The 23,776-nt window shown below is 60.7% G+C and carries 24 protein-coding genes; 11 read left to right on the plus strand and 13 right to left on the minus strand.

The window, feature by feature from the left end; translation table 11 throughout:
• Nucleotide 1: 1 nt before the first annotated feature.
• The 4 genes from H096_RS27315 to cmoB all read left to right on the plus strand — a co-directional run bounded on the left by H096_RS27315 (nucleotide 2) and on the right by cmoB (nucleotide 3,056).
• Nucleotides 2-661 (plus strand): lysoplasmalogenase, encoded by a 660-nt coding sequence (locus H096_RS27315; RefSeq protein WP_033902442.1) that lies wholly within the window; start codon nucleotides 2-4, stop codon nucleotides 659-661.
• 151 nt (nucleotides 662-812) lie between these two features.
• Nucleotides 813-1,235: a hypothetical protein gene (locus tag H096_RS27320; RefSeq protein ID WP_156487796.1), complete on the plus strand. Its 423-nt coding sequence runs from the start codon at nucleotides 813-815 to the stop codon at nucleotides 1,233-1,235.
• Nucleotides 1,236-1,359: 124 nt separating this feature from the next.
• Nucleotides 1,360-2,103, plus strand: coding sequence for a carboxy-S-adenosyl-L-methionine synthase CmoA (gene cmoA, locus H096_RS27325; protein WP_033902444.1), 744 nt, complete (start codon nucleotides 1,360-1,362; stop codon nucleotides 2,101-2,103).
• Nucleotides 2,100-3,056 carry a tRNA 5-methoxyuridine(34)/uridine 5-oxyacetic acid(34) synthase CmoB gene (gene cmoB / locus H096_RS27330; protein ID WP_033902445.1) on the plus strand — a complete coding sequence of 319 codons (957 nt, stop codon included), beginning with the start codon at nucleotides 2,100-2,102 and terminating at the stop codon, nucleotides 3,054-3,056. The genes cmoA and cmoB overlap by 4 nt, the downstream gene beginning before the upstream one ends.
• A gap of 3 nt (nucleotides 3,057-3,059) precedes the next feature.
• Here cmoB and tadA read toward each other — a convergent pair whose 3' ends face one another.
• The 10 genes from tadA to lptF all read right to left on the minus strand — a co-directional run bounded on the left by tadA (nucleotide 3,060) and on the right by lptF (nucleotide 13,402).
• Nucleotides 3,060-3,557 (minus strand): tRNA adenosine(34) deaminase TadA, encoded by a 498-nt coding sequence (gene tadA, locus H096_RS27335; protein ID WP_033902446.1) that lies wholly within the window; start codon nucleotides 3,555-3,557, stop codon nucleotides 3,060-3,062.
• Nucleotides 3,557-4,933 (minus strand): multicopper oxidase family protein, encoded by a 1,377-nt coding sequence (locus H096_RS27340; protein WP_033902503.1) that lies wholly within the window; start codon nucleotides 4,931-4,933, stop codon nucleotides 3,557-3,559. The genes tadA and H096_RS27340 overlap by 1 nt, the downstream gene beginning before the upstream one ends.
• 103 nt (nucleotides 4,934-5,036) lie before the next feature.
• On the minus strand, nucleotides 5,037-5,780 hold the full coding sequence (gene pdxJ, locus H096_RS27345; RefSeq protein ID WP_033902447.1) for a pyridoxine 5'-phosphate synthase: 744 nt from the start codon (nucleotides 5,778-5,780) through the stop codon (nucleotides 5,037-5,039).
• Between the two features lie 51 nt (nucleotides 5,781-5,831).
• Nucleotides 5,832-6,521, minus strand: a complete 690-nt coding sequence (gene recO, locus H096_RS27350) for a DNA repair protein RecO (protein ID WP_016978272.1) — start codon at nucleotides 6,519-6,521, stop codon at nucleotides 5,832-5,834.
• Nucleotides 6,522-6,665: 144 nt separating this feature from the next.
• Nucleotides 6,666-7,568: a GTPase Era gene (gene era / locus H096_RS27355; protein WP_033902448.1), complete on the minus strand. Its 903-nt coding sequence runs from the start codon at nucleotides 7,566-7,568 to the stop codon at nucleotides 6,666-6,668.
• Nucleotides 7,561-8,250, minus strand: a complete 690-nt coding sequence (gene rnc / locus H096_RS27360; RefSeq protein WP_033902449.1) for a ribonuclease III — start codon at nucleotides 8,248-8,250, stop codon at nucleotides 7,561-7,563. Before rnc ends, era begins: the two co-directional genes overlap by 8 nt.
• 150 nt (nucleotides 8,251-8,400) lie before the next feature.
• Entirely contained in the window at nucleotides 8,401-9,255 is an 855-nt protein-coding gene (gene lepB, locus H096_RS27365; RefSeq protein ID WP_033902450.1) for a signal peptidase I, read from the minus strand.
• 5 nt (nucleotides 9,256-9,260) lie between these two features.
• Nucleotides 9,261-11,060, minus strand: a complete 1,800-nt coding sequence (lepA, locus tag H096_RS27370) for a translation elongation factor 4 (protein ID WP_003210439.1) — start codon at nucleotides 11,058-11,060, stop codon at nucleotides 9,261-9,263.
• A gap of 151 nt (nucleotides 11,061-11,211) precedes the next feature.
• On the minus strand, nucleotides 11,212-12,291 hold the full coding sequence (gene lptG, locus H096_RS27375) for an LPS export ABC transporter permease LptG (RefSeq protein ID WP_033902451.1): 1,080 nt from the start codon (nucleotides 12,289-12,291) through the stop codon (nucleotides 11,212-11,214).
• Nucleotides 12,284-13,402 (minus strand): LPS export ABC transporter permease LptF, encoded by a 1,119-nt coding sequence (gene lptF, locus H096_RS27380; protein WP_028618984.1) that lies wholly within the window; start codon nucleotides 13,400-13,402, stop codon nucleotides 12,284-12,286. Before lptF ends, lptG begins: the two co-directional genes overlap by 8 nt.
• 283 nt (nucleotides 13,403-13,685) lie before the next feature.
• On the opposite strand from lptF, the gene H096_RS27385 reads away from it, so the two are divergent.
• From H096_RS27385 to rlmF, 5 genes are all read left to right on the plus strand, one after another.
• Nucleotides 13,686-15,176 carry a leucyl aminopeptidase gene (locus tag H096_RS27385; protein WP_033902452.1) on the plus strand — a complete coding sequence of 497 codons (1,491 nt, stop codon included), beginning with the start codon at nucleotides 13,686-13,688 and terminating at the stop codon, nucleotides 15,174-15,176.
• Between the two features lie 54 nt (nucleotides 15,177-15,230).
• On the plus strand, nucleotides 15,231-15,659 hold the full coding sequence (locus H096_RS27390; protein ID WP_033902453.1) for a DNA polymerase III subunit chi: 429 nt from the start codon (nucleotides 15,231-15,233) through the stop codon (nucleotides 15,657-15,659).
• Between the two features lie 7 nt (nucleotides 15,660-15,666).
• A complete protein-coding gene (locus H096_RS27395; RefSeq protein ID WP_033902454.1) occupies nucleotides 15,667-16,050 on the plus strand; it encodes a hypothetical protein in 384 nt (127 codons plus the stop codon).
• Nucleotides 16,051-16,151: 101 nt separating this feature from the next.
• Entirely contained in the window at nucleotides 16,152-18,998 is a 2,847-nt protein-coding gene (locus H096_RS27400) for a valine--tRNA ligase (protein WP_033902455.1), read from the plus strand.
• A gap of 112 nt (nucleotides 18,999-19,110) precedes the next feature.
• A complete protein-coding gene (gene rlmF, locus H096_RS27405) occupies nucleotides 19,111-20,130 on the plus strand; it encodes a 23S rRNA (adenine(1618)-N(6))-methyltransferase RlmF (RefSeq protein ID WP_033902456.1) in 1,020 nt (339 codons plus the stop codon).
• A 64-nt stretch (nucleotides 20,131-20,194) separates the two neighbouring features.
• Here the strand turns inward: rlmF and H096_RS27410 are convergent, their stop codons facing one another.
• Nucleotides 20,195-20,476, minus strand: a complete 282-nt coding sequence (locus H096_RS27410; protein WP_003188840.1) for an HU family DNA-binding protein — start codon at nucleotides 20,474-20,476, stop codon at nucleotides 20,195-20,197.
• A gap of 396 nt (nucleotides 20,477-20,872) precedes the next feature.
• On the opposite strand from H096_RS27410, the gene yejK reads away from it, so the two are divergent.
• Entirely contained in the window at nucleotides 20,873-21,877 is a 1,005-nt protein-coding gene (gene yejK, locus H096_RS27415; RefSeq protein WP_010212893.1) for a nucleoid-associated protein YejK, read from the plus strand.
• The gene (locus H096_RS27420) at nucleotides 21,877-22,227 is read left to right on the plus strand and encodes a glutaredoxin family protein (protein ID WP_033902457.1); all 351 of its coding nucleotides are present in this window, start codon (nucleotides 21,877-21,879) and stop codon (nucleotides 22,225-22,227) included. Before yejK ends, H096_RS27420 begins: the two co-directional genes overlap by 1 nt.
• On the opposite strand, the gene H096_RS27425 is transcribed toward H096_RS27420, so the two are convergent.
• Together H096_RS27425 and H096_RS27430 are read right to left on the minus strand one after the other, a co-directional pair.
• Nucleotides 22,228-23,205, minus strand: a complete 978-nt coding sequence (locus tag H096_RS27425) for a FecR family protein (protein ID WP_033902458.1) — start codon at nucleotides 23,203-23,205, stop codon at nucleotides 22,228-22,230. It lies immediately after the preceding gene.
• Complete coding sequence (locus H096_RS27430; protein WP_033902459.1) at nucleotides 23,202-23,768, minus strand: RNA polymerase sigma factor; 567 nt, start codon at nucleotides 23,766-23,768, stop codon at nucleotides 23,202-23,204. The genes H096_RS27425 and H096_RS27430 overlap by 4 nt, the downstream gene beginning before the upstream one ends.
• Nucleotides 23,769-23,776 lie beyond the last annotated feature (8 nt).

The raw sequence follows: 23,776 nt of genomic DNA on the forward strand, positions 1-23,776 counted from the left end.
TATGCCATGGCTGATTCTTGCGTTGATGGGCGCCGGCACCTTTATCTACGGCCTGACCACCCATGCCACATTATTGTGCCTGCTGGTCAAACCGCTGCCGGTGCTGGCGCTGCTGGGTTGGCTGCATGATGCACCGCCCACCGACTATCGACGCTGGATCAGCCTGGGGCTGATTTTTTCCCTGGTGGGTGACGTATTGCTCGCCTGGCCGGGCGACCTGTTTATCTTTGGCCTGGGTGCCTTCCTGTTTGCACATTTGGCGTATCTGAAAGCCTACTTCAGCGATTGCCGCCGCCTGGCGCTGCTGCCGCTGATATTGGCGCTGGGCGTAGGCGCAATCCTGTTGAACATCCTGATCTCCCATGGTCTGGGCGACCTGCTGGTTCCGGTGGTGGTTTACGCGCTGGTGATCAGCGCCATGCTCTGGCGCGCACTGGCCCGGCTGGGCAGCGATGTGCCGAAGCGTTCGGCATGGCTGGCGGCGGCGGGTGCGGCGTCGTTTGTGTTTTCTGACACGCTGATCGGTATCAATCGGTTTGTGGCGGCGTTCGATGCGGCGCCGTATTTGCTGATCACCACGTATTGGCTGGGACAATGGGGTATCACTGCATCTGCGTTTGCACTCGGTACACAGACAGAACACCCCAGCGACAATCCTTGAAAAAACCAAGTCCTCTTTCCTACGCCCTGCCTAGAATCAAAACGTCTAAACGACTGGTAGTTTTGACAGTTACGTAAAGTAGGCGTCTGCCGATAACGTCATGGGACAACGCGCATAATCATGTGGGCGAATGGGTCAGAAGGGTTCAATCATGGCCACCCGTAGAACACTCAAGAAAGCCAAGGGAACATTGACCGCATCCATCAACGGTAAAGCGAATTTCGTTGCAAACGCGGTTTATCTGACGCACGAGAATGGACTGACAAGGATCGTAGGCGTGGATGAGGATTCAGCCAGCCTTCTGCGCATCATCCAGATTGATATGGTGGCGCACATACCCTACGGCGAACATGATTTTCCAGGCGATCACATTCGCGCACTCATAGCCGGTGGAAACACTGCTCCCTCGCACTACCTAACTAGCACCGGTCGTGTGGGTATTGATTTTGACCATAAAACTGGTCGCTACGAGGGCCAGTTCAAGTTCACTGCACAAAACGTCTTTCCACCAAAAAACATCATTGAGGTTGAGGGTGCTTTTGCTATTCACACGGACCCTACCGCCAAAAAGTAACGGAGATCGCCGGGGCGGTGAAGCCAGTACCGACAGCTCCGTCACGGTTTATCAGACAACCCGCGCACACCGGGGCCAACTTGGCTAAAATGCCGGCCTTTCCCCAATCGTCGCCGGAACAACCGTGAGCAAAGAACCCGATCGCCTATTCGCCCAGCCCCTGCCCCAGGTGCCGGACTTCGCCTTTAACGAGGACGTGGTGCGGGTGTTCCCGGACATGATCAAGCGCTCGGTGCCCGGTTACCCGACCATCGTCGAGAACCTCGGCGTCCTCGCCGCGCAGTTTGCCCAACCTAACAGCGTGCTATATGACCTGGGATCCTCGCTGGGCGCGGTGACCCAGGCCCTGCGCCGCCACGTGCGCACCGACGGTTGCCGGGTGATCGCGGTGGATAACTCGGCCGCGATGGTCGAGCGTTGCCGTGAATACCTCAATGGCCAAGACTCGATGTTCCAGGAGCTGCTGCCGGTCGAGGTTATCGAGGGCGATATCCTCGCGCTGCAGTTCCAGCCGGCCTCGGTGGTGGCGCTGAATTTCACCCTGCAATTCATCGCGCCCGATGAGCGCCTGGCCTTGCTCGCGCGCATCCGCCAGTCGCTGTTGCCGGGTGGCGCGCTGATCCTCTCGGAAAAGCTGCGCTTCAATGATCCCGAAGAACACGCGCTGCTCACCGATCTACACATCGCGTTCAAACGCGCCAACGGCTACAGCGAACTGGAAATCGCCCAGAAACGCAGCGCCATCGAAAACGTCATGAAGCCCGACAGCCTCGAAGAACACCGCGAGCGCCTGCTGGCGGCCGGGTTTTCGACAGTCGTGCCGTGGTTCCAGTGTCTTAACTTTGCCTCGTTGATTGCCTTGCCATGATTGATCTGTCTCCCCTCGCCCGCCATCTGGTCGGCACTCCCCTGGCCGTGTGGGCCCAGGGCCTGCAAGCGCAACTCGATAGCAAGATGGAAAAGGGTCATGGCGACCTGGAGCGCTGGCAGAGTGCGCTGGATGCATTGCCAAAAATCCAGCCCAGCGAAGTGGATTTACTCAACGGACTGACGCTCGATACCGATTGCGACGACGACACCCGCGAGCAGATGCATGCCGCGCTGATGGGCCTGAGCCCGTGGCGCAAAGGTCCATTCAACCTGTTCGGCGTGCATGTGGACACCGAATGGCGCTCGGACTGGAAGTGGTCCCGCGTGGCACCGCACCTGAACCTGAAGGGCAAGCGCATCCTCGACGTGGGCTGCGGCAACGGTTACTACATGTGGCGCATGCTCGGCGCCGGGGCCGACAGCGTGATTGGCGTGGACCCGAACTGGTTGTTCTTCTGTCAGTTCCAGGCGGTGCAGCGTTACCTGTCAGAACCCAAGGCGTGGCACCTGCCGTTCCCGTTCGAGGACCTGCCGGCGAATCTGGAAGGCTTCGACACGGTGTTTTCCATGGGGGTGTTCTATCACCGGCGTTCGCCCATCGAGCATTTGCTGGCGTTGAAGGACACCCTGGTCAAAGGTGGTGAATTGGTGCTGGAAACCCTGGTGGTGGAAGGCGATCAGCAACAGGTGCTGGTGCCGGAAGACCGCTACGCGCAGATGCGCAACGTATGGTTCCTGCCGTCAGTGCCGGCGTTGATGCTGTGGCTACGCCGCGCAGGATTCAGCGACGTGCGCTGTGTGGATGTGAGTGTGACCACGGTCGAGGAACAGCGTGGGACAGAGTGGATGAAGTACCAGTCGCTGAGTGATTTCCTCGATCCGCACGATCACAGCAAGACGATTGAAGGGCTGCCGGCGCCGATGCGGGCGGTGATCATCGCCCGCAAATAAATCTCAAAGGGACGGCTTGGCTCTTCGCGCCTTGAAGAACTCACTCAAGACCGTCCCGCATTCCTCGGCCAACACCCCCCCTTCAAACAGCACCTTATGATTGAGAAAGCCCTGGGTAAAAAACTGCCCCTGGCTTTGCACGATCCCCGCTTTGGGTTCCAGCGCGCCGTACACCACGCGCGCAATCCGCGAATGCACGATCAGCCCCGCGCACATGCTGCACGGCTCCAGCGTCACATACAGCGTGCTGCCCACCAGGCGGTAGTTGCTGATGGCTTGCGCGGCGGCGCGGATGGCGACCATTTCGGCGTGGGCGCTGGGGTCGTTGCCACTGATGGGGCAGTTGAAGCCACGGCCGATGATTTCGCCGTCTTGCACCAGCACCGCACCGACGGGCACTTCACCCAATGCCGCGCCTTGGGCAGCCAGGGCCAGGGCTTCGCGCATGAAATCCTGGTCGCGGCTGCGGTCGATGATCGCAGTGGGACGAAACTGGCGCATCACGCCACCTCGATGGCGGCCATCAGGCCGGTTTCCATGTGGTCGATCACGTGGCAGTGGAACATCCACACCCCTGGGTTATCCGCTACCAACGCTACGCGGGCGCGCTCGTTTTTACCCAGCAGGTAGGTGTCGGTGAAGTATGGGATCACCTTGTGTCGGTTCGAGGCGATCACCTTGAAGCTCATGCCGTGCAGGTGAATCGGGTGTTGGTACTGGGTCATGTTCTTCAATTCGAAAATGTAACTCTTGCCCTTTTCCAGCTTGGCGATCGGGCGGTCGGCACAGGTCTTGTCGGTGATGTCCCAGGCCTTGCCGTTGATCTGCCACAGGCTTGGTGGTTTCCCGTCATCCACGGACACCGTGCCGACCCACTCGAAATTGAAGTTGAGTTTCTCCGCATTGGCCAGGTCCGGCTCGGCAATCGGGTTGGCCGGCAGCGCTGGCGGCCATTCGGTCGGCGCATCGGCGTTGGCCACCGAACGGAAGGTACCCAGGCGTACCGGGCCGTTGCGGATCGACAGCTCTTCGCCGGCCGGCGGTGCCTTGATCGCCAGGCAGATGCGCATGCCGGGGCCCAACCAGTATTCCTTGCCCAGCGGGCGCGGCTCGATGGGGTTGCCGTCCAACGCGTAGATCTGCGCCTCGACATCCGGAATGTTGATGCGATAGGTCAGGGTGTTGTCGAGGTTGAGCAGACGCACGCGAGTAATCTGTCCGGCGGGCAAATCGACGACTGCCTGGGACACGCCATTGATCGTCGACAACCGCCCGGCCGTGCCGCCGCGTGCCGCCTCACGAGGAACGCTGAAGGCCACGAAAGCGCCCTCTTCGTCCACATGCCAGCTCTTCAGGCTAAGCGTGCGTTCGTGTTTGAAACCGGTGGGTTCGCGCTCTTCGATGATCAGCGGGCCGACCAGGCCACGGCCGAGTTCTTCGCTGCTGTTCACGTGGGGGTGATACCAGTAGCTGCCGGCGTCGGGCACACGGAATTTGTAATCGAAATACTCACCGGGCAGTACCGGCAACTGCGAGACGTAGGGCACGCCGTCCATTTCCAGCGGCAGGCGGATGCCATGCCAATGGATGGTGGTGGCGACCGGCAAGTGGTTGATAAAACGCACCCGCAGCCATTCGCCCTGGCGCACCCGCAACTCGGTGCCCGGCGCTGACGGACCGAACGCCCAGGCTTCGGTCTTATGGCCCGGCACCAGTTCCACCTCCCGGGGCGCGGCGATCAGCTCGTAGTCATGCCCCGCCTCGGCCTCGGCAACTTTCCCCAGCCAGTAGCGGTAGGCGCCACCGGCACCGACGCCTACTACGGCCAGGCCTGCAAGACCACCCAGGATTTGTCGACGGGAAAAGGATCGGGACACAACAACCTCACGTATCGGCCGCAGGCCCAGGGCCTGCAAAGGGCAGATACGATACACCTGCCCTGGCTAAACAGTAAGGCTTCGCATTGCCGCAGTAGGCGGATCAGGCCTTGGTGGCCGCCAGGATCAGGGCTTTCATCTCGGCCACGGCACCCTTGAAACCGACGAACAGCGCGTGCGCCACCAGCGCATGGCCGATGTTCAACTCATTGATGCCCTTGATCGCGGCCACGGCTTCGACGTTGTGGTAGTGCAGGCCGTGACCGGCGTTGACGATCAAGCCTTCCTTGAGGCCGCAGCTCACGCCGTCGATGATACGTTGCAGTTCGTCGGCCACTTCGGTGGGCGTGGTGGCATCGGCGTAACGCCCGGTGTGCAGTTCAATGGCCGGTGCACCGACACGGCGCGAGGCTTCGATCTGGCGCTCGTCAGCGTCGATGAACAGCGACACTTCGCTGCCGATCTTCGACAGGCGCTCCACGGCGGCCTTGATCCGCGCTTCCTGGCCGGCCACATCGAGACCGCCTTCGGTGGTCAGTTCCTGACGGGTTTCCGGCACCAGGCAAATGTGCGCCGGGCGGATGCGCTCGGCGAACTGCATCATTTCCTCGGTGACGCCCATTTCGAAGTTCATGCGGGTTTGCAGTACTTCCTTGAGCACCAGCACGTCACGCTCCTGGATGTGGCGGCGGTCTTCGCGCAGGTGCACGGTGATGCCGTCGGCGCCCGCTTCTTCGGCGTCCAGCGCGGCCTTGACCGGGTCAGGGTAACGGGTGCCCCGGGCCTGGCGCAGGGTAGCGACGTGGTCGATGTTGACGCCAAGAAGAATGCGATTGCTGGTGGTCACGGAAGCGCTCCTGAAAAGGGAAAGAAACGCTGCACAGCATACACGGGGTTGTCAGGGCTTTCGAAACAACTCGCGACTGACCAGCGGCCGTCCGCCCAAGTGCACGGCCAGGGCCTGGCGCATCAGGCGCTTGGCGGCAGACAAGGCGCCGGGAGCGGTCCAGTCGGCTTCGCTCATGGCCAGCAGCTCGGTGCCCTGGAACAGGCCCGGTTGCAGCAGGTAGACGCGCTCCAGGCCGGCGTCGACCTGCAGACGGTACATGCCGTCGGCCGCGATGGGGTCGCCGTGCAGGTCGTTGGCCAGTTCGAAACCGTAACCCAGGTCGTCGAGCAGGCGCCATTCGAAGGCGCGCAGCAGTGGTTCCAGAGGGCGCCCTTCGGCCAGGGCCAGCAAGGTGGCGGCGTAGTGATCGAAGACAGCCGGGTGCGGGTCTTCGGCAGGAAGCAGGCGGATCAACAGCTCATTGAGGTAGAGACCACTGAACAGCGCCTCGCCATTGAGCCAGGCGGACGTGCCGACGCTTTCCATGCGACCGACGTTCTTCAGCTCGCCCTTGCCGCGAAACTCCACGTCCAGGGCCACGAATGGCCGTGCCAATGTGCCCGCCTTGCCCCGTGCGCTACGCAAGACCGCGCGCAAGCGGCCTTGGGGCGTGAGGAAGTCTACCAGGGCGCTGGTCTCACGGTAGGCGCGGCTGTGCAGGACGTAGGCGAGTTGGCTGGGGGGCGGGGATTGGGACATGGGAGTCTCTTCGCAGAACTTAAGAACAGCGACCAACCAATGTGGGAGCGGGCTTGCCCGCGAAAGCTGTAGTGAATTCACCACCGCTATCGCAGGCAAGCCAGCTCCCACATAAGCCCGCTCACACAGAGGTTCCGCGGTGTGTTAGAGGTCGCCGTAGCCCAGGGAGCGCAATGCACGCTCATCATCGGACCAACCACCCTTCACCTTCACCCACAGGTTGAGCATGATCTTGGAGTCGAACAGCAATTCCATGTCCTTGCGCGCTTCGGTGCCGATACGCTTGATGCGTTCGCCCTTGTCGCCAATGATGATTTTCTTCTGGCCGTCACGTTCGACGAGGATCAGCGCATGGATGTGCAAGGTCTTGCCCTGCTGCTTGAACTCTTCAATTTCGACGGTGATCTGGTACGGCAGCTCGGCGCCCATCTGGCGCATGATTTTCTCGCGCACCAGTTCGGCGGCGAGGAAACGGCTGCTGCGGTCGGTGATCTGATCTTCCGGGAAGAAATGCTCGTTTTCCGGCAGGTGCTCGGCGATCACGCGCTCCAAGGCATCCAGATTGTGGCCGTGCTGGGCGGAGATCGGGATGATCTGCGCGTTCGGCAGTTGTTCCTGCAGCCAGCTCAGGTGCGGCATCAATTCGGCTTTGTCTTCGATGCGGTCGGTCTTGTTCAACGCGACGATCAGCGGGCCGGTGACGTACTGCACACGTTCCAGGACCATCTGGTCTTCGTCGGTCCACTTGGTGCGGTCAACCACGAAGATCACCACGTCGACGTCTTTCAACGCCGCCGAAGCGGTCTTGTTCATGTAGCGGTTCAGGGCTTTCTCGCCACCTTTATGCATGCCTGGGGTGTCGACGTAGACCGCTTGCACGGTGCCTTCGGTCTTGATGCCCAGCATGTTGTGGCGGGTGGTCTGCGGCTTGCGCGAGGTGATCGCGAGCTTTTGGCCGAGGATGTGGTTCAGCAGCGTGGACTTGCCCACGTTCGGGCGGCCGACGATGGCAACATAGCCACAGCGTGTTGCGGTTGAATCAGTCATGGCCATTCTCCACGCCCAGGGCAATCAGTGCTGCAGCGGCCGCTACCTGTTCGGCAATGCGACGGCTCACACCCTGACCTCGGCTTTTTTCGTTCAGTAAGGTGATTTCACATTCCACGAAGAACACGCGGCAATGGGGCTCACCCTGGATATCCACCACTTCGTAGCGTGGCAGTTCGCAACCACGGGACTGCAGGAATTCCTGCAGGCGGGTCTTGGGGTCTTTGTTGGTGTCGACCAGCGTGAGGCTTTCAATCTCGGAGGTCAGCCACGCGGTGACGCGCTCCTTGGCTGCTTCCATGCCTGCATCGAGGTAGATGGCACCGATCAGCGCTTCGAGGGCGTCGGCCAGGATCGACTCACGGCGGAAACCGCCGCTCTTCAGCTCACCGGACCCCAGGCGCAGGTACTCGCCCAGGCCGAAGCCACGGGCCAGCACCGCCAGGGTCTCGCCCTTCACCAGGCGTGCGCGCAGGCGCGAAAGCTGGCCTTCACGGGCTTGGGGGAAGCGTTCGAACAGCGCTTCACCGGCGACGAAATTGAGGATGGCATCACCGAGGAATTCCAGGCGCTCGTTGTTGCGCCCTGCAAAGCTGCGGTGTGTGAGGGCAAGGACCATCAATTCCTGATCCTTGAAGGTGTAGCCGAGCTGACGCTCGAGACGACTTAGAGAAACGGTCACGGTTTACCCATATCTGTTTGGTGGCACCGGCGGCCATCGACGATTGACGCAGTGTTCAAATTCAAATCCTGGTTGGTACAGCATGAGGCAGGACAGATTTGTCCCCACCCCAGAAAAGCATTCGGCGCTGTGTTCACAGCGCCGCCTGTATTACTTGATCAGCCCGACCCGCGAGAAGTTCGGCAGGTGGCTGAGTTTGGGTTCCGGCCAGCTCATCCAGACCGCGAAGGCCTTGCCGACGATATTCTGGTCGGGAACCATGCCCAGCAGGTCCTTGGGAATGTTGGGGTCATCCCAGTACCGGCTGTCATTGGAGTTGTCGCGGTTGTCGCCCATCATGAAGTAGTGCCCGGCCGGCACTGTCCACTGGCCGTCAGGCTGGGCACGGTAGCGGCTCATTTCCTTGCGGATTTCGTGCTCTACCGTACCGAGTTTTTCCTGGTACAACTCGGCGCTGCCCAAACTGTTCGGCTCGGAGCCGATCAGTTTCTCGGCCACCGACTCACCATTGATGAACAGGCGCTTGTCGCTGGTGTAGCGGATCACATCGCCCGGCAGGCCAACCACACGCTTGATGTAGTTGACGTTCGGGTCGCTCGGGTAGCGGAACACCATCACATCGCCGCGCTGCGGGTCACCGACTTCGATGACCTTCTTGTCGATCACCGGCAGGCGGATCCCGTAGGAAAACTTGTTCACCAGGATGAAGTCGCCGACGTCCAGGGTAGGTTTCATCGACCCCGACGGGATCTGAAACGGCTCTACCAGGAACGAACGCAGCACCAGCACGATGAACAACACCGGGAAGAACGACTTGCCGTACTCAACCAGCAACGGCTCTTTGTTCAGTTTCTCGATCACCACGCCATCGGGCTGGCTGACGCTGCCCTGATAGGACGCGATAGCCGCCCGCCGACGCGGGGCGAAGAACACCAGATCGAGCAACGCCAAGAGACCGCAAACGGCAACGGCGATGACCAGCAACAGCGGGAAATTTAGCGACATAGGACCTAACTATCCAACCTGAGCACCGCAAGGAAGGCTTCTTGTGGAATTTCCACGTTACCTACTTGCTTCATGCGTTTTTTACCGGCCTTTTGCTTCTCAAGCAGCTTGCGCTTACGGCTTACGTCACCGCCGTAGCATTTGGCCAGTACGTTCTTTCTGAGTGCCTTGACGGAGGTCCGTGCAATGATCTGCCCGCCAATGGCGGCCTGGATCGCGACGTCGAACATCTGGCGCGGAATCAGTTCTTTCATCTTTTCGGTCAACTGGCGACCTTTGTAGTGCGCGTTGTCCTTGTGCACGATGAGTGCCAGGGCATCGACCTTGTCGCCGTTGATCAGCACATCCAGTTTCACCAGATTAGCCGATTGGTAACGGTCGAAATGGTAATCCAGCGAAGCATAGCCGCGACTGGTGGATTTGAGACGGTCGAAGAAGTCCAGCACCACTTCGTTCATCGGCAAATCGTAGGTCACTTGCACCTGGGTACCGAGGAACAGCATGTCGTGCTGTACGCCACGCTTTTCGATACACAGGGTAATGACGTTGCCCAGGTGTTCCTGCGGCACAAGAATATTGGCGCGCACGATCGGTTCGCGCATGTCTTCGATGGAAGACAGGTCTGGAAGCTTGGACGGGTTGTCGACGTAAATCGTTTCACCGGTTTTCAGCGCCAACTCGAAAATAACCGTCGGCGCGGTGGTGATCAGGTCCAGGTCGTATTCACGCTCGAGGCGCTCCTGGATGATCTCCATGTGCAGCATGCCGAGGAAGCCGCAACGGAAGCCGAAGCCCAGGGCGTCGGAGCTTTCCGGGGTGTACTGCAACGACGAGTCGTTGAGGGTCAGCTTTTGCAGGGCTTCGCGGAAGTCTTCGAAGTCGTCGGAGCTGACCGGGAACAGGCCGGCGTAGACTTGCGGCTGGATGCGCTTGAAGCCCGGCAGCACGTCGACGTCAGGGGTGGAGCTCAAGGTCAGGGTGTCACCGACTGGCGCACCGTGGATGTCCTTGATACCGGCAATGATGAAGCCTACTTCGCCGGCTTTCAGATCAGTGGTAGCGGTGTGCTTGGGGTTGAAGACACCGACGCTGTCCACCAGGTGGATCTTGCCGGTGGACTTGACCAGGATCTTGTCGCCTTTCTTCACACGGCCATGGCGCACGCGGACCAGGGAAACAACGCCCAGGTAGTTGTCGAACCAAGAGTCGATGATCAACGCTTGCAGCGGATCTTCGTAGTTGCCGGTTGGCGCAGGAATGGTCTTGACCAGGCGCTCAAGCACTTCGTCGACGCCCAGGCCGGTCTTGGCGCTGCACTCGACGGCGTCGGTGGCGTCAATGCCGATGATTTTCTCGATTTCTTCTTTGACGCGGTCCGGATCGGCTTGTGGCAAGTCGATCTTGTTCAGCACCGGCATCACTTCAAGGCCCTGCTCGATGGCCGTGTAGCAGTTGGCGACGGACTGGGCTTCAACGCCCTGGCCCGCGTCCACCACCAGCAACGCACCTTCACAGGCAGCCAGCGAGCGGCTGACTTCGTAGGTGAAGTCAACGTGGCCAGGGGTGTCAATGAAGTTCAGCTGGTACTTGATACCGTCTTTGGCGGTGTAGTACAGGGTGACGCTGTGGGCCTTAATGGTGATCCCGCGCTCGCGTTCGAGGTCCATGGAGTCCAGGACCTGGGCTTCCATTTCACGCTCGGCAAGGCCGCCGCACATCTGGATGAATCGATCGGCCAGCGTCGACTTACCATGGTCAATGTGGGCGATGATGGAGAAATTGCGGATATGACTCAAATCACTCACGGATCAACACTCAAAAAGGCTGCAGGCAGATTGCCCGCTGAAAAATAGCCGGGAATTGTACCTGATGCTCGGGCCAGACGTCATCTTTGCTGACCAGAACAAAAATGCCCCGATCTCTCGACCGGGGCATTTTTTGTTCATAAGCGCGCAATCAGCCCGCCCGGCGCAGTAGCCAGAAGCCGGCCAGGGCACAGATGGCCGTGGGCACCAGCACCGCAAACAGCGGCGAAAAGCCAAACACCAGGCTCGACGGGCCAAGCAGGTCCTGGGCGATGCGGAAGGTGAAGCCCACCAGCACGCCGGTGAATACGCGCTGACCGAGGGTCACGGAACGCAATGGGCCGAAGATGAAGGAAATCGCCATCAGCACCAACGCGGCCGTCACCACCGGCTGCAACACCTTGACCCAAAATGCCAGCCAGTAGCGACCGTTGTTCAAACCCTGGTCCTTCAAGTAGTGGATGTAACCCCACAGCCCGGAGATCGGCAGGCTTTCCGGGATCATCACCACGGTATTGAGCAATTGCGGCTTAAGGGCGATGTCCCACTCTTCGCTCGGCACATTGATCACTTCGGTGCTGGCGTTTGAGCCTTTGTCGATGTTGCGGAAATACGTAGTGGTAATGTCGCTCAGCTGCCACTTTTCGCCACTGTATTGCGCACGTTTGGCGAAACTCGACGACAGCAGGTGGCGTTCTTTGTCAAAGGTGTAACGCGTTACACCAATCAACAGGCCACCCGGCTGCACGGCGTTGATGTGGATGAATTCATCACCCTGGCGGTGCCACAGGCCGTGCTTGGAGCTTTGTGCGTCGCCCGAACCCTGGGCCAGGGCACGATTGGCCTGGGCCGTGGTTTCGGCCGGCGGCGCGACGTATTCACCGATCAGCACGCTGCACGCCATCAGCAGCAGCATGGGCTTCATGACCGCCCAGACGATACGACCGATGGACACGCCGGCGGCGCGCATGATGGTCAGTTCGCTGTTGCTGGCCAGGCTGCCCAGGCCGATCAGGCAGCCGATCAGAGCGGCCATCGGCATCATGTCGTAGAGGCGGCGCGGCGCGGTGAGGGCCACGTAGCTCAGCACGTCCCACACGGTGTAGGTGTCGGTGACGTTACCCACTTCATCGATGAAGGCGAACAACGATGCCAAGCCGAGGATGATGCCCAACACCGCCAGAATGGCGATCAGTACGCTGCTACCAATGTAGCGATCGAGCTTAGCCACGAGCCAACTCCTTCTGGCCACGACGGCTCATCATTTTCAAACGGATCGGTTCCCAATAGAGCAGGCCCAGGCCAATCACCAGGAAGATCCCGTGCACCCACCACAAGCCCAGGGTTGGCGACAGCTTGCCCTTCTCCAGGGAACCACGGGCGGAAATCAGAATGGTGAGGTAAGCCATGTACAGCAGGATCGCCGGCAACAGCTTGAGGAAGCGGCCCTGACGCGGGTTGACGCGCGACAGCGGCACCGCCATCAAGGTCACGATAAACACCAGCAGCGGCAGGGAAATCCGCCATTGCAGCTCGGCAATCGAGCGCAGCTCCTTGCTGCCGAACAGCTCGGTGGTCGGGATGGCGTCGCGGTCGGTGACTTCGTCGCTGATATCCGGACGGGCCAGCATCACGCCATAGGTGTCGTATTTGATCGCACGGTAATCGGCCATGCCCGGACTGCCATCGTAGCGATAGCCATTTTCCAGGATCAGGTAGCGACTGCCGTCAGGACGCACTTCCTGGCGACCGGAATCGGCCACCAGTACGGAAATGCCACGGTCCTTCTTGTCCTGGCCCAGGCGCTTCTCGGAGATGAACACGCCGCCCAGGTTGGCGCGGTCGTCGGTCAGGGTTTCGGTGTAGGTCACCCGTGAACCGTCATTGAGCGCCTGGAAGCGGCCCGGCTCGAGGGTGTCGAACTCGGTCATCGCGTCCTGTTTATTCAGTACCAACTGAAACTGCATGGCGCCCTGGGGGGCCAGGCTCAGGCTCAGCCAGGCCACGATCAGCGCGACGCCGGCGGCCGGGATCATGGTCATGCCCAACAGGCGCTGTTGGCTCATGCCGGTGGCCGAGAGCACGGTCATTTCGCTTTCGAGGTAAAGGCGGCCGTAGGCCAGCAGGATCCCGAGGAACAGGCCGAGCGGCAAGATCAGCTGCAGGAAGCCCGGCAGGCGAAAGCCCATGATCAGGAACAGCGAGCCCGGATCCAGTGCGCCGGAGGCAGCCTGGGCCAGGTATTTGACGAAACGACCACTCATGATGATGACCAGCAAAACCGCACTCACGGCACTCAGGGTCAACAGGACTTCGCGGGACAGATAACGGAAGACGATCAAACCAGACACTCCAGGGTTGTCAGGCTAAGGCGGCCAAACAAGCAAGCATACCGAGTCAGCCCGCTTGCACGGGCCGGCTAAAAAGATGGCGCATTATCCTGTGATTGACCGCGCCTGTCACGGAGCTTGCTCATGCACGTGCACAAAGCGGGTGACAAGGGTTGTCAGGCTCCGCCGGCGAGGTTCAAACTGCGGCCTTTGTCGCCGGCGGTTTACACAGCTGCCTGGTATTAAAGCCGGAGTACAGACTCCTGGCTAACCGACCTTTATAAGGGACCCGAAAATGGAATTGGTTGTAAAAAGCGTTAGCCCCGAAACGTTGAAAACCGCCACCCTCGTGGTCGCCATCGGCGAAGGCCGCAAGCTCGGCGTTGCCGCCAAGCAACTCGACGAACTCAGCGGCGGCGCCATCAGCGCAGTGCTCAAGCGCGGCGACCTGGCCGGCAAAGTCGGCCAGAGCCTGCTGTTGCAGAGCCTGCCCAACCTGAAAGCCGACCGCGTATTGCTGGTAGGCGTGGGCAAGGACGCTGAACTGGGCGACCGTCCGTTCCGCAAAATCGTCAGCGGCATCCTCACCACCCTCAAGGGCCTGGGCGGCACCGACGCCGCGCTGGCACTCGATGAAGTCGTGGTCAAAGGCCGTGACAGCTACGGCAAGACCCGCCTGCTGGCCGAGAGCCTGGTGGACGGCGGCTACCTTTTCGACCAGTTCAAGAGCACCAAGGCCGAACCCCGCGCCCTGAAGAAAATCACCCTGCTGACCATCAAGGCCGCCCAGGCTGAAGTCGAGCGCGCCGTAACCCACGCGACCGCCATCGCCAACGGCATGTCGTTTACCCGTGACCTGGGCAACCTGCCGCCGAACATCTGCCACCCGACGTTCCTCGGCGAACAAGCCAAGGCGCTGGGCAAAGAGTTCAAGGGCCTGAAGGTCGAAGTGCTGGACGAGAAGAAGATCAAGGAACTGGGCATGGGCTCGTTCTATGCCGTGGGCCAGGGCAGCGACCAGCCGCCTCGCCTGATCGTGATGCAATACAACGGCGGCAAGAAGTCCGAGAAGCCTTACGCCCTGGTCGGTAAAGGCATCACCTTTGACACCGGCGGCATCAGCCTCAAGCCGGGCTTGGGCATGGACGAAATGAAGTACGACATGGGCGGCGCCGCCAGCGTGTTCGGCACCCTGCGCGCCGTGCTGGAACTCAAGCTGCCGATCAACCTGGTGTGCATCCTGGCCTGTGCCGAGAACATGCCGAGCGGCGGCGCGACCCGTCCGGGCGACATCGTCACCACCCTGAGCGGCCAGACCGTCGAAATCCTCAACACCGACGCCGAAGGCCGCCTGGTGCTGTGCGATGCCCTGACCTACGCCGAGCGCTTCAAGCCACAGGCGGTGATCGACATCGCCACCCTGACCGGCGCCTGCATCGTCGCCCTGGGCTCCCACACCTCGGGCCTGCTGGGCAACAGCGATGAGCTGATCGAGCAACTGCTCAGCGCCGGCAAAGCCGCCGACGACCGTGCCTGGCAACTGCCGCTGTTCGATGAGTACCAGGAACAGCTGGACAGCCCGTTCGCCGACATCGCCAACATCGGCGGCCCGAAAGCCGGCACCATCACTGCGGCCTGCTTCCTGTCGCGCTTTGCCAAGAACTTCAACTGGGCACACCTGGACATCGCCGGCACGGCCTGGACCAGTGGCGGCAAGGACAAGGGCGCAACCGGCCGTCCGGTTCCCCTGCTGACCCAGTACCTGCTGGATCGCGCCAAGGCCTGAAACTGAAGACGCCGGGGTGGTGATTGTCTCACCGCCCCGGCCTCAGGAACCGCAATGACCCAAGTCGACTTCTATATATTGCCCAGCGCCGACCCGCTCGCGCGCCTGGACTTTGCCTGCAAACTCACCGAAAAAGCCTGGCGCATGGGCCACCGCATCTACCTGCATTGCAGCGATGCCGCCCAACGCGACGAGCTGGATGCCCGACTGTGGCGCTTCAAGGGCGAAAGTTTCGTGCCTCACGGCCCCGCCGAGTCCGAACCCGACGGCCTGGTTGTCCTGGGTTTAGGCGACAGTTGTGGCGATCACCAGGACCTGCTGGTCAACCTGGACCTGAAAGTACCGCCGTTCGCCAAGGCCTTCGCCCGTGTGGCGGAAGTGGTGGTGGAAGACCCGGCGATTCGTCAGGCCGCGCGGGAGAGTTTCCGTTTCTACCGCGAACAGGGCTATCCTCTGCAAGATCACCGGCTACAACGACTTTGAGTACATGATGGACAATCCCAACCCTATAAAAAAAGACGACCACCTGCTGGACGACCTGGAGTCGATCCGTCAGTTGCTCGGTGATGATGACTTGCAACCGCCGCTGTTGACCGAGACGGTCGAGGGCGAGGTACAGATTCCGCTGTTGTTCGACATGGTCGGCGGCAAACCCGTCGCGCCGGAGCCGGTTGCGGTAGCCCCCGCCGTCGAACCTGCCGCTGCTGAAAAAGGGCCAGACGCCTTGCTGCTGCACCTGGACAACGAACTGCGCGCCGCCGCGCAGTTGATCATGCAAGACGTGATCGACGACTTTGCCCCGCATATCGAGACCGAGATCAAGCGCCGGCTGGATGCGCGGATGGAGCGGTTGTTGAGCCAATACCAGTCATAAGTCCTATCAGGAGCGATTTTGCTCGCTCCTACCCCTCTCCCCTATCCCCCGTTATACTTGCCGGCTTTCCTGAATAAATGCCAACTAGGGTCCCGCCGCGCATGGATAAGACCTACCAGCCGCACGCCATCGAAACTTCCTGGTACAACACCTGGGAATCCGAGAATTATTTCGCCCCGCAAGGCGCGGGCGATTCCTACACCATCATGATTCCGCCACCGAACGTCACTGGCAGCCTGCACATGGGCCATGGCTTCAATAATGCGATCATGGATGCGTTGATTCGTTTCCGCCGCATGCAGGGCCGCAACACCCTGTGGCAACCGGGTACCGACCACGCCGGTATCGCCACCCAGATGCTGGTGGAACGCCAACTCGAAGCCACCGGCCAGAGCCGTCATGACCTGGGCCGCGAGAAATTCCTGGAAAAGATCTGGGAATGGAAAGACCAGTCCGGCGGCAACATCAGCCGTCAGATCCGTCGCCTGGGCTCGTCCGTTGACTGGAGCCGCGAGCGCTTCACCATGGACGACGGTCTGTCGGAAGCCGTGAAAGAAGCCTTCGTGCGCCTGCATGAAGACGGCCTGATCTACCGCGGCAAGCGCCTGGTCAACTGGGACACCAAGTTGCACACGGCAATTTCCGACCTCGAAGTGGAAAACCACGACGAGAAAGGTTTCCTGTGGAACCTCAAGTACCCGCTGGCCGACGGCGCCAAGACCGCTGAAGGCAACGACTACCTGATCGTCGCCACCACCCGTCCGGAAACCATGCTCGGCGATGCCGCCGTCGCGGTTAACCCGAACGACGAGCGCTACCAGGCGCTGATCGGCAAGTTCGTCGAGCTGCCATTGGTCGGCCGCCGCATCCCGATTATCGCGGACGACTACTGCGACCCTGAATTCGGCACCGGCTGCGTGAAAATCACCCCGGCCCACGATTTCAACGACTACGAAGTCGGCAAGCGCCATAACCTGCCGCTGCTGAATATCTTCGACAAAAACGCCGCCGTACTGCCAGCCTGCCAGGTGTTTAACCTGGACGGTACGCTGAACGAGAGCATCGACGGCAAGATCCCGGCCGAATACGCCGGCCTTGACCGTTTCGAAGCACGCAAGCAGATCGTGGCCGCCTTCGACGCCGCAGGTTTGCTGGTGAGCGTTGACGACCACGGCCTTAAAGTGCCGAAAGGCGACCGTTCCGGCACCGTGATCGAGCCGTGGTTGACCGACCAGTGGTACGTGTCCACCAAGCCGTTGGCAGAACCTGCCATCGCCGCCGTGGAAGATGGCCGCATCCAATTCGTGCCGAAACAGTACGAAAACATGTATTTCTCGTGGATGCGTGACATCCAGGATTGGTGCATCAGCCGTCAGTTGTGGTGGGGCCACCGCATTCCGGCCTGGTACGACGAGTCGGGCAAGGTCTATGTAGGCCGCGACGAAGCCGAAGTGCGCGCCAAGCACAACCTCGGTGCCGACATTGCGCTGCAACAGGACAACGACGTACTGGATACCTGGTTCAGCTCGGGCCTGTGGACCTTCTCCACCCTGGGCTGGCCGCAGCAGACCGAATTCCTGAAGAAATTCCATTCCACCGACGTGCTGGTTACCGGTTTCGACATCATTTTCTTCTGGGTTGCCCGGATGATCATGCTGACCATGCACTTGGTGAAGAACGAGGATGGCACGCCGCAAGTACCGTTCAAGACCGTGTACGTGCACGGCCTGGTGCGTGATGGCCAGGGCCAGAAGATGTCCAAGTCCAAGGGCAACGTGCTGGACCCACTGGACATCATCGACGGCATCGACCTGGAAACCCTGGTGCAAAAACGCACCTCGGGCCTGATGCAGCCGAAACTGGCGAAGAAGATCGAGAAGCAGACCCGCGACGAATTCGCCGACGGCATCGCCAGCTACGGCACCGACGCCCTGCGCTTCACCTTCTGCTCGCTGGCGTCCACGGGTCGCGACATCAAGTTCGACATGGGCCGCGTCGAAGGCTATCGCAACTTCTGCAACAAGATCTGGAACGCGGCGCGCTACGTGCTGGACAAGGGCGAAGACTGCGGCCAGAACGGCGAAGCCGTCGAGCTGAGCCTGGCCGACCGCTGGATCATTTCGCAGCTGCAACGCACCGAAGCCGAAGTGACCCGTCAGCTCGACCAGTTCCGTTTCGACCTGGCCGCACAGGCTTTGTACGAGTTCATCTGGAACCAGTATTGCGACTGGTACCTGGAACTGTCCAAGCCAGTCTTGTGGGACGAAAACGCGCCGGTCGAACGCCAGCGCGGCACCCGTCGCACCCTGGTGCGCGTACTGGAAGTGGCGCTGCGTTTGGCACACCCGTTCATGCCGTTCATCACCGAAGAAATCTGGCAGCGCCTGGCGCCGCTGGCCGGTATCGAAGGCAAGACCATCATGCTGCAGCCTTGGCCAGTGGCCAATGAAGCGCGCATCGATGAGGCAGCCGAAAGCGATATCGAATGGCTCAAGACCCTGATGATGGGCACGCGCAACATCCGTGCCGAGATGAACATCGGGCCGGGCAAGCCATTGGCGGTGTTTGTGAAGAACGCCAGTACTGAAGACCAGCGTCGTCTTACCGAGAACGATGCGCTGCTCAAGAAGTTGGCGAAGCTGGAGTCGATCACCGTATTGGCGCCCGGCGCAGAAGCACCGCTGTCCGCCACCGCACTGGTTGGCGAAATGGAAGTGCTGGTGCCGATGGCCGGCTTGATCGACAAAGATGCCGAACTGGCGCGTCTCGACAAGGAAATCGGCCGCCTGCAAGGCGAAGTGCAACGCGTGGGCGGCAAGCTGTCCAACGCGGCCTTCGTCGACAAGGCACCGGCTGAAGTGATCGAGAAAGAACGCGCCAAGCTGGCCGAGGCTGAACAGGCCCTGGGCAAGCTGGCAGAGCAACATGCGCGGATTTCCAGCCTGTAAGGTGTAAACCGTGTGAAAAAAGAGACCTTCGGGTCTCTTTTTTTATGCCTGCCGTAAGTCGCCGGAGAATGTGGGACAATGCCCACCACTTTGAGCCAACACCAGAATCATCATGACCGCCCCCAGCACGCCCAAGCCTCCACGCAAGAAGCCCAAAACCGCCGCCCCGGCCAAGCCCGTCGCGCCGCGTAAAGAGGCGACCCTGCACCCGCGCAACCGCCACACAGGCCGTTACGACTTCCCGGCGCTGATCAAGACCACGCCGGAACTGGCGAAATTCGTGATCATCAACCCGTACGGCAAGGAAAGTATCGACTTCGCCAGCCCGGATGCGGTGCGGGTGTTCAACCGAGCGCTGCTGAAAGCCTTCTATGGCATCCAGCACTGGGACATCCCGCAGGACTACCTGTGCCCACCGGTACCGGGGCGTGCGGACTACGTACACTTCCTGGCTGACCTGCTGGCCAGCACCAACGATGGCAAGATCCCGCGCGGTTCTATCGTCAAGGTGCTGGACATCGGCATGGGCGCCAACTGCGTCTACCCGCTGATTGGCTACATGGAATACCGCTGGAATTTCCTGGGCTCGGAAGTCGACCCTATCGCCGTGGCCGCCGCCAAGGCCATCGTGCAGTCCAATGACCTGAGCAAGGTCATCCAGCTGCGCCAGCAGAGCAATCCCAAGCAGATCCTGCTGGGCCTGCTGGAGCCGGGCGAGCGTTTTGACCTGACCATGTGCAACCCGCCGTTCCATGCGTCCATGGAGGAAGCGACCAAAGGCAGCGAACGCAAGTGGCGCGCCCTGGGCAAGGCCGATCCGAAGCGCAAGTTGCCGGTGCTGAACTTCGGCGGCCAATCGGCCGAGCTGTGGTGTGAAGGCGGTGAAGCGCGTTTTGTAACGCAACTGATCGCCGAGAGCGCGCATTTTGCCCACAAGGTGTTGTGGTTCAGCACCCTGGTGTCAAAAGCATCGAACTTGCCCGCCATCGAGACCGCCCTGAAAAAGGCCGGTGTCCTGGAAAGCCAGGTCGTGGAAATGTCCCAGGGCCAGAAACAAAGCCGATTTGTGGCGTGGACCTTCCAAACCAAAAACGAACAACAGATCTGGCGCCAGCGCTGGGTTCGCGACTGACAAATCGCAGGCAACAAAAAACCGTGCCCGGATCGCTCCGGAGCACGGTTTTTTTTGCTGCGTCTTACTTGTTAACAGCGTCGGTCAGGCCTTTGGCCACAACCAGCTTGATAACTTTCTTGGCAGCGATTTCGATGGCAGCGCCAGTCGAAGGGTTACGGCCAGTACGGGCAGGACGCTCGGTCACTTTCAGTTTGCCAACGCCTGGCAGAGTGATTTCGCCGCCGTTTTCCAGCTGGTCAGCAACAACTTGGCTCAGTTGGTCCAGCAGAGCGCGCACGGTGGTTTTCGGTGCGTCTACTGCTTCAGCCAGGTCAGCGATCAGTTGGTCTTTAGTAATAGCCATTGTGGTGTTCCTTCCCTATCAAATTCATATGGATTGCAGAGTGCAGTGTCAGCCGTCGAGCCCGACCGTCTAGGCCTGGCACCCCCGGCTATAACCACGGAGATCGGGGTTATAGATGCTTGAAACGGGGATTGGTTCGACCTGACAGATGCTGAATGCACGCTTATCGCCGAGACTTGGCGTAAGACGGGGCAAAACTAGCACAGAGACGGGGAAATATCCGCTTCTACCTACCCATTTGGTCAGCTTTATCGCTCTAAACCGTGAAAAAAAGGCATATGGCCCGTCGGACGGCGCCCAAAACACCCTTCGAAGCCCGTCTCGGCCAATGGTGCGGTACACTTGGCGACTTTTCGGGGAGGCCCACCGCTCCCCGCTCAACCAGCCGAGAAGCCTATGCCGATCCGTCATTGCATCGTCCACCTGATCGACAAAAAACCCGACGGCACACCTGCAGTTCTCCACGCCCGCGACTCCGAGCTTGCCGAGTCGGCCGCCATCGAGAACATGCTTGCCGACCTCAACGAGAGCTATAACGCCAAACAAGGCAAGGCCTGGGGTTTCTTCCATGCCGAATCCGGCGCGCACCCGTTCAGCGGCTGGTTGAAGGAGTATTTCGACGGTGGTCAGGATTTCACCACCTTCAGCCGTACGGCGGTCGAGCATCTGCAGAAGCTGATGGAGGAGTCCAACCTCTCCACCGGCGGCCATGTGCTGTTCGCCCACTACCAGCAAGGCATGACCGATTACCTGGCCATCGCCCTGCTGCACCACAGCGAAGGCGTGGCGGTGACCGACGAGCTGGACGTGACCCCGTCGCGCCACCTGGACCTCGGTCAATTGCACCTGGCGGCCCGCATCAACGTGTCCGAGTGGCAAAACAACAAGCAGTCCAAGCAGTACATCTCGTTTATCAAGGGCAAGAACGGCAAGAAGGTCTCGGAATACTTCCGCGACTTCATCGGCTGCCAGGAAGGCGTCGACGGCCCGGGCGAGACCCGTACCCTGCTCAAGGCGTTCAGTGACTTTGTCGAAAGCGAAGACCTGCCGGACGAATCCGCCCGCGAGAAAACCAAGACTTTGGTGGATTACGCCAGCAGCCAGGCCAAGCTCGGTGAACCGATGGGGCTGGAAGAATTGTCAGGGTTGATCGATGAAGATCGGCCTAAGGCGTTCTACGACCACATCCGCAACAAGGACTACGGCCTGTCGCCGGAAATCCCGGCGGACAAGCGCACCCTCAACCAGTTCCGCCGCTTCACCGGCCGTGCCGAAGGCTTGTCCATCAGCTTCGAAGCGCACCTGCTGGGCGACAAGATCGAGTACGACGAAGCTGCCGGCACCTTGATCATCAAGGGTCTACCGACTCAACTGACCGATCAGCTCAAGCGCCGTAACTGATGCTCGGCGGGGTTTTCAAGAAAGTCCTGCTGGTGTTGCTGGTCGTGGTGGTGATCCAGAACTGGGGCAAGATCGAGCGGGTGTTCAACCCTTCACAGGTGGCGCCGGAGCAGGTACGTGCTTCAGCGCGTGTGGTGCTTTATGCCACCGAGTGGTGCGGTTACTGCAAGCAGATCCGCCGCTTTCTGGACCAGAAGGGTATCCCCTACCAGGCGTTCGATATAGAGAAGGACGCCCAGGCGCGCAAGGCGTATGAGGCGTTGGGCGGGGGCGGGATTCCGTTTGTAGACGTGAACGGCACGCTGATTCGCGATTACAACCCCGAGACGATCATGGCGGCGCTGAAATAATCAGCGCACCACGATCATCCGTCCCAATACTGTGTGCAACTCAAAGCCAAGCACGGCCTGCAAGGCATTCAACACCGCCTGCGGGTCCTTGCTCGGGAAACTGCCGCTGACGCGCTTGGCGCCCATCGCTTCGTTGAGCAACAGAATGCGGCCTGGGTAGTAACGCTCCAGGTCCTTGACCACGTCCGCCAACGGCGCCTTGTAGTAATTGAGCCAACCGTCGCGCCAGGCCAGGCGTGATTCGCTGTCCACCGCGTGCAGAGGGTCAGCAACGCCGTCTACGTAGGCCACTTGCTGTCCCGCCGTAAGAATTTGCTGCGCACCTTGCTTGGAGGGCGTCACGCCAACCCGCCCGGACAACACCGTTACCTGAGCGCCTGCCGGTTGCAGGCGCACTTCGAATTGCGTCCCCAGCACCCGCGCTTCACCGCTGCCCGCCTCCACCACAAAGGATTGCCCGGTGTGGGTCACGCTGAAAAAACCGGCGCCTCGACGCAGCTGGATGTGCCGCTCGCCATGGCTGAAGTCCACGGCAATCGCACTGTCGGCATCGAGGGTGACTTGGGAATTATCCGCCAGCGTGACGGTTTTGACTTCACCCGGCGCGGTCACATAGTCGGCCCCGAAATCATCGATCCAGCGTGACGGCTGCCAGCCGGCGCCCATGGACACCATCAACAGCAGGCACGCAGCCATCGCCAAGGCGCCGGACCAACGCGCCACCCGCGAGCGTTTCGGGGCGTTCATGGCATTGAGGTAGCCCTGCAACACCAACGAATTTTCGTCCGCCAGCTTGCGCGCTGGCACTTCGCTCAACTCCCACAACACCTGGGCCTGGGAATAGGCCTCGACGTGCGCCGGATCTGCCCGCAACCACTGGCTGAAAGTGGCCTGGTCGCCACTGCTGGGCTGGTCATGCAGCAGGCTCAACCAGGCCAGTGCGGCTTGTTCCTGGGCGGGCGTAGGAGTGACGTTCACGGTGCTTTCCCTGGCGATGGTTCGCGAAGGCTGGCTTTGCAGGCTTCGAGGGCACGCATCATATGTTTTTCCACGGCACTTTGGGACAGGCCCATGGCCTTGGCGATTTCTGCGTACTTGCGGCCGTGGATGCGGTTGAGCAGGAAAATCTGCCGCGTACGCTCCGGCAGGCTGCGCAAGGCAGCTTCGACATGGCGCAGGTCATTGCCGGCTTCCAGTGCCGCCTGGGGTTCGGAGCCTTGGTTGTCTTGCTGTTCAGGCAGCCAGCCTTCACTGCTGCGTACCCGCGCGCCTTCGCTGCGCAGGTGGTCGATGGCGATGTTGCCGGCGCAACGCAGCAGGTAAGTGCTGAGCTCCTCGACCTGCACCAAGGGCCGGCGCCAGAAACGCAGGAACAGATCCTGCACCAGGTCGGCCGCCGTGGCGCGGCAGCCCACGCGGCGACTCACCAAGGCTTCCATCTGCGAACGCTGGGACAAGAACACCTGCAGGAAATGCGCACGTCCACCCGCCGCGTCAGCGTGCGGGCTGTCCTGGGACTCGGGTGGCGTGCTGATCATCATGGGCGGGC

This window comes from Pseudomonas sp. FH1 (genome assembly GCF_000510895.2).
Taxonomy (GTDB): Bacteria; Pseudomonadota; Gammaproteobacteria; order Pseudomonadales; family Pseudomonadaceae; genus Aquipseudomonas; species Aquipseudomonas azotoformans_A.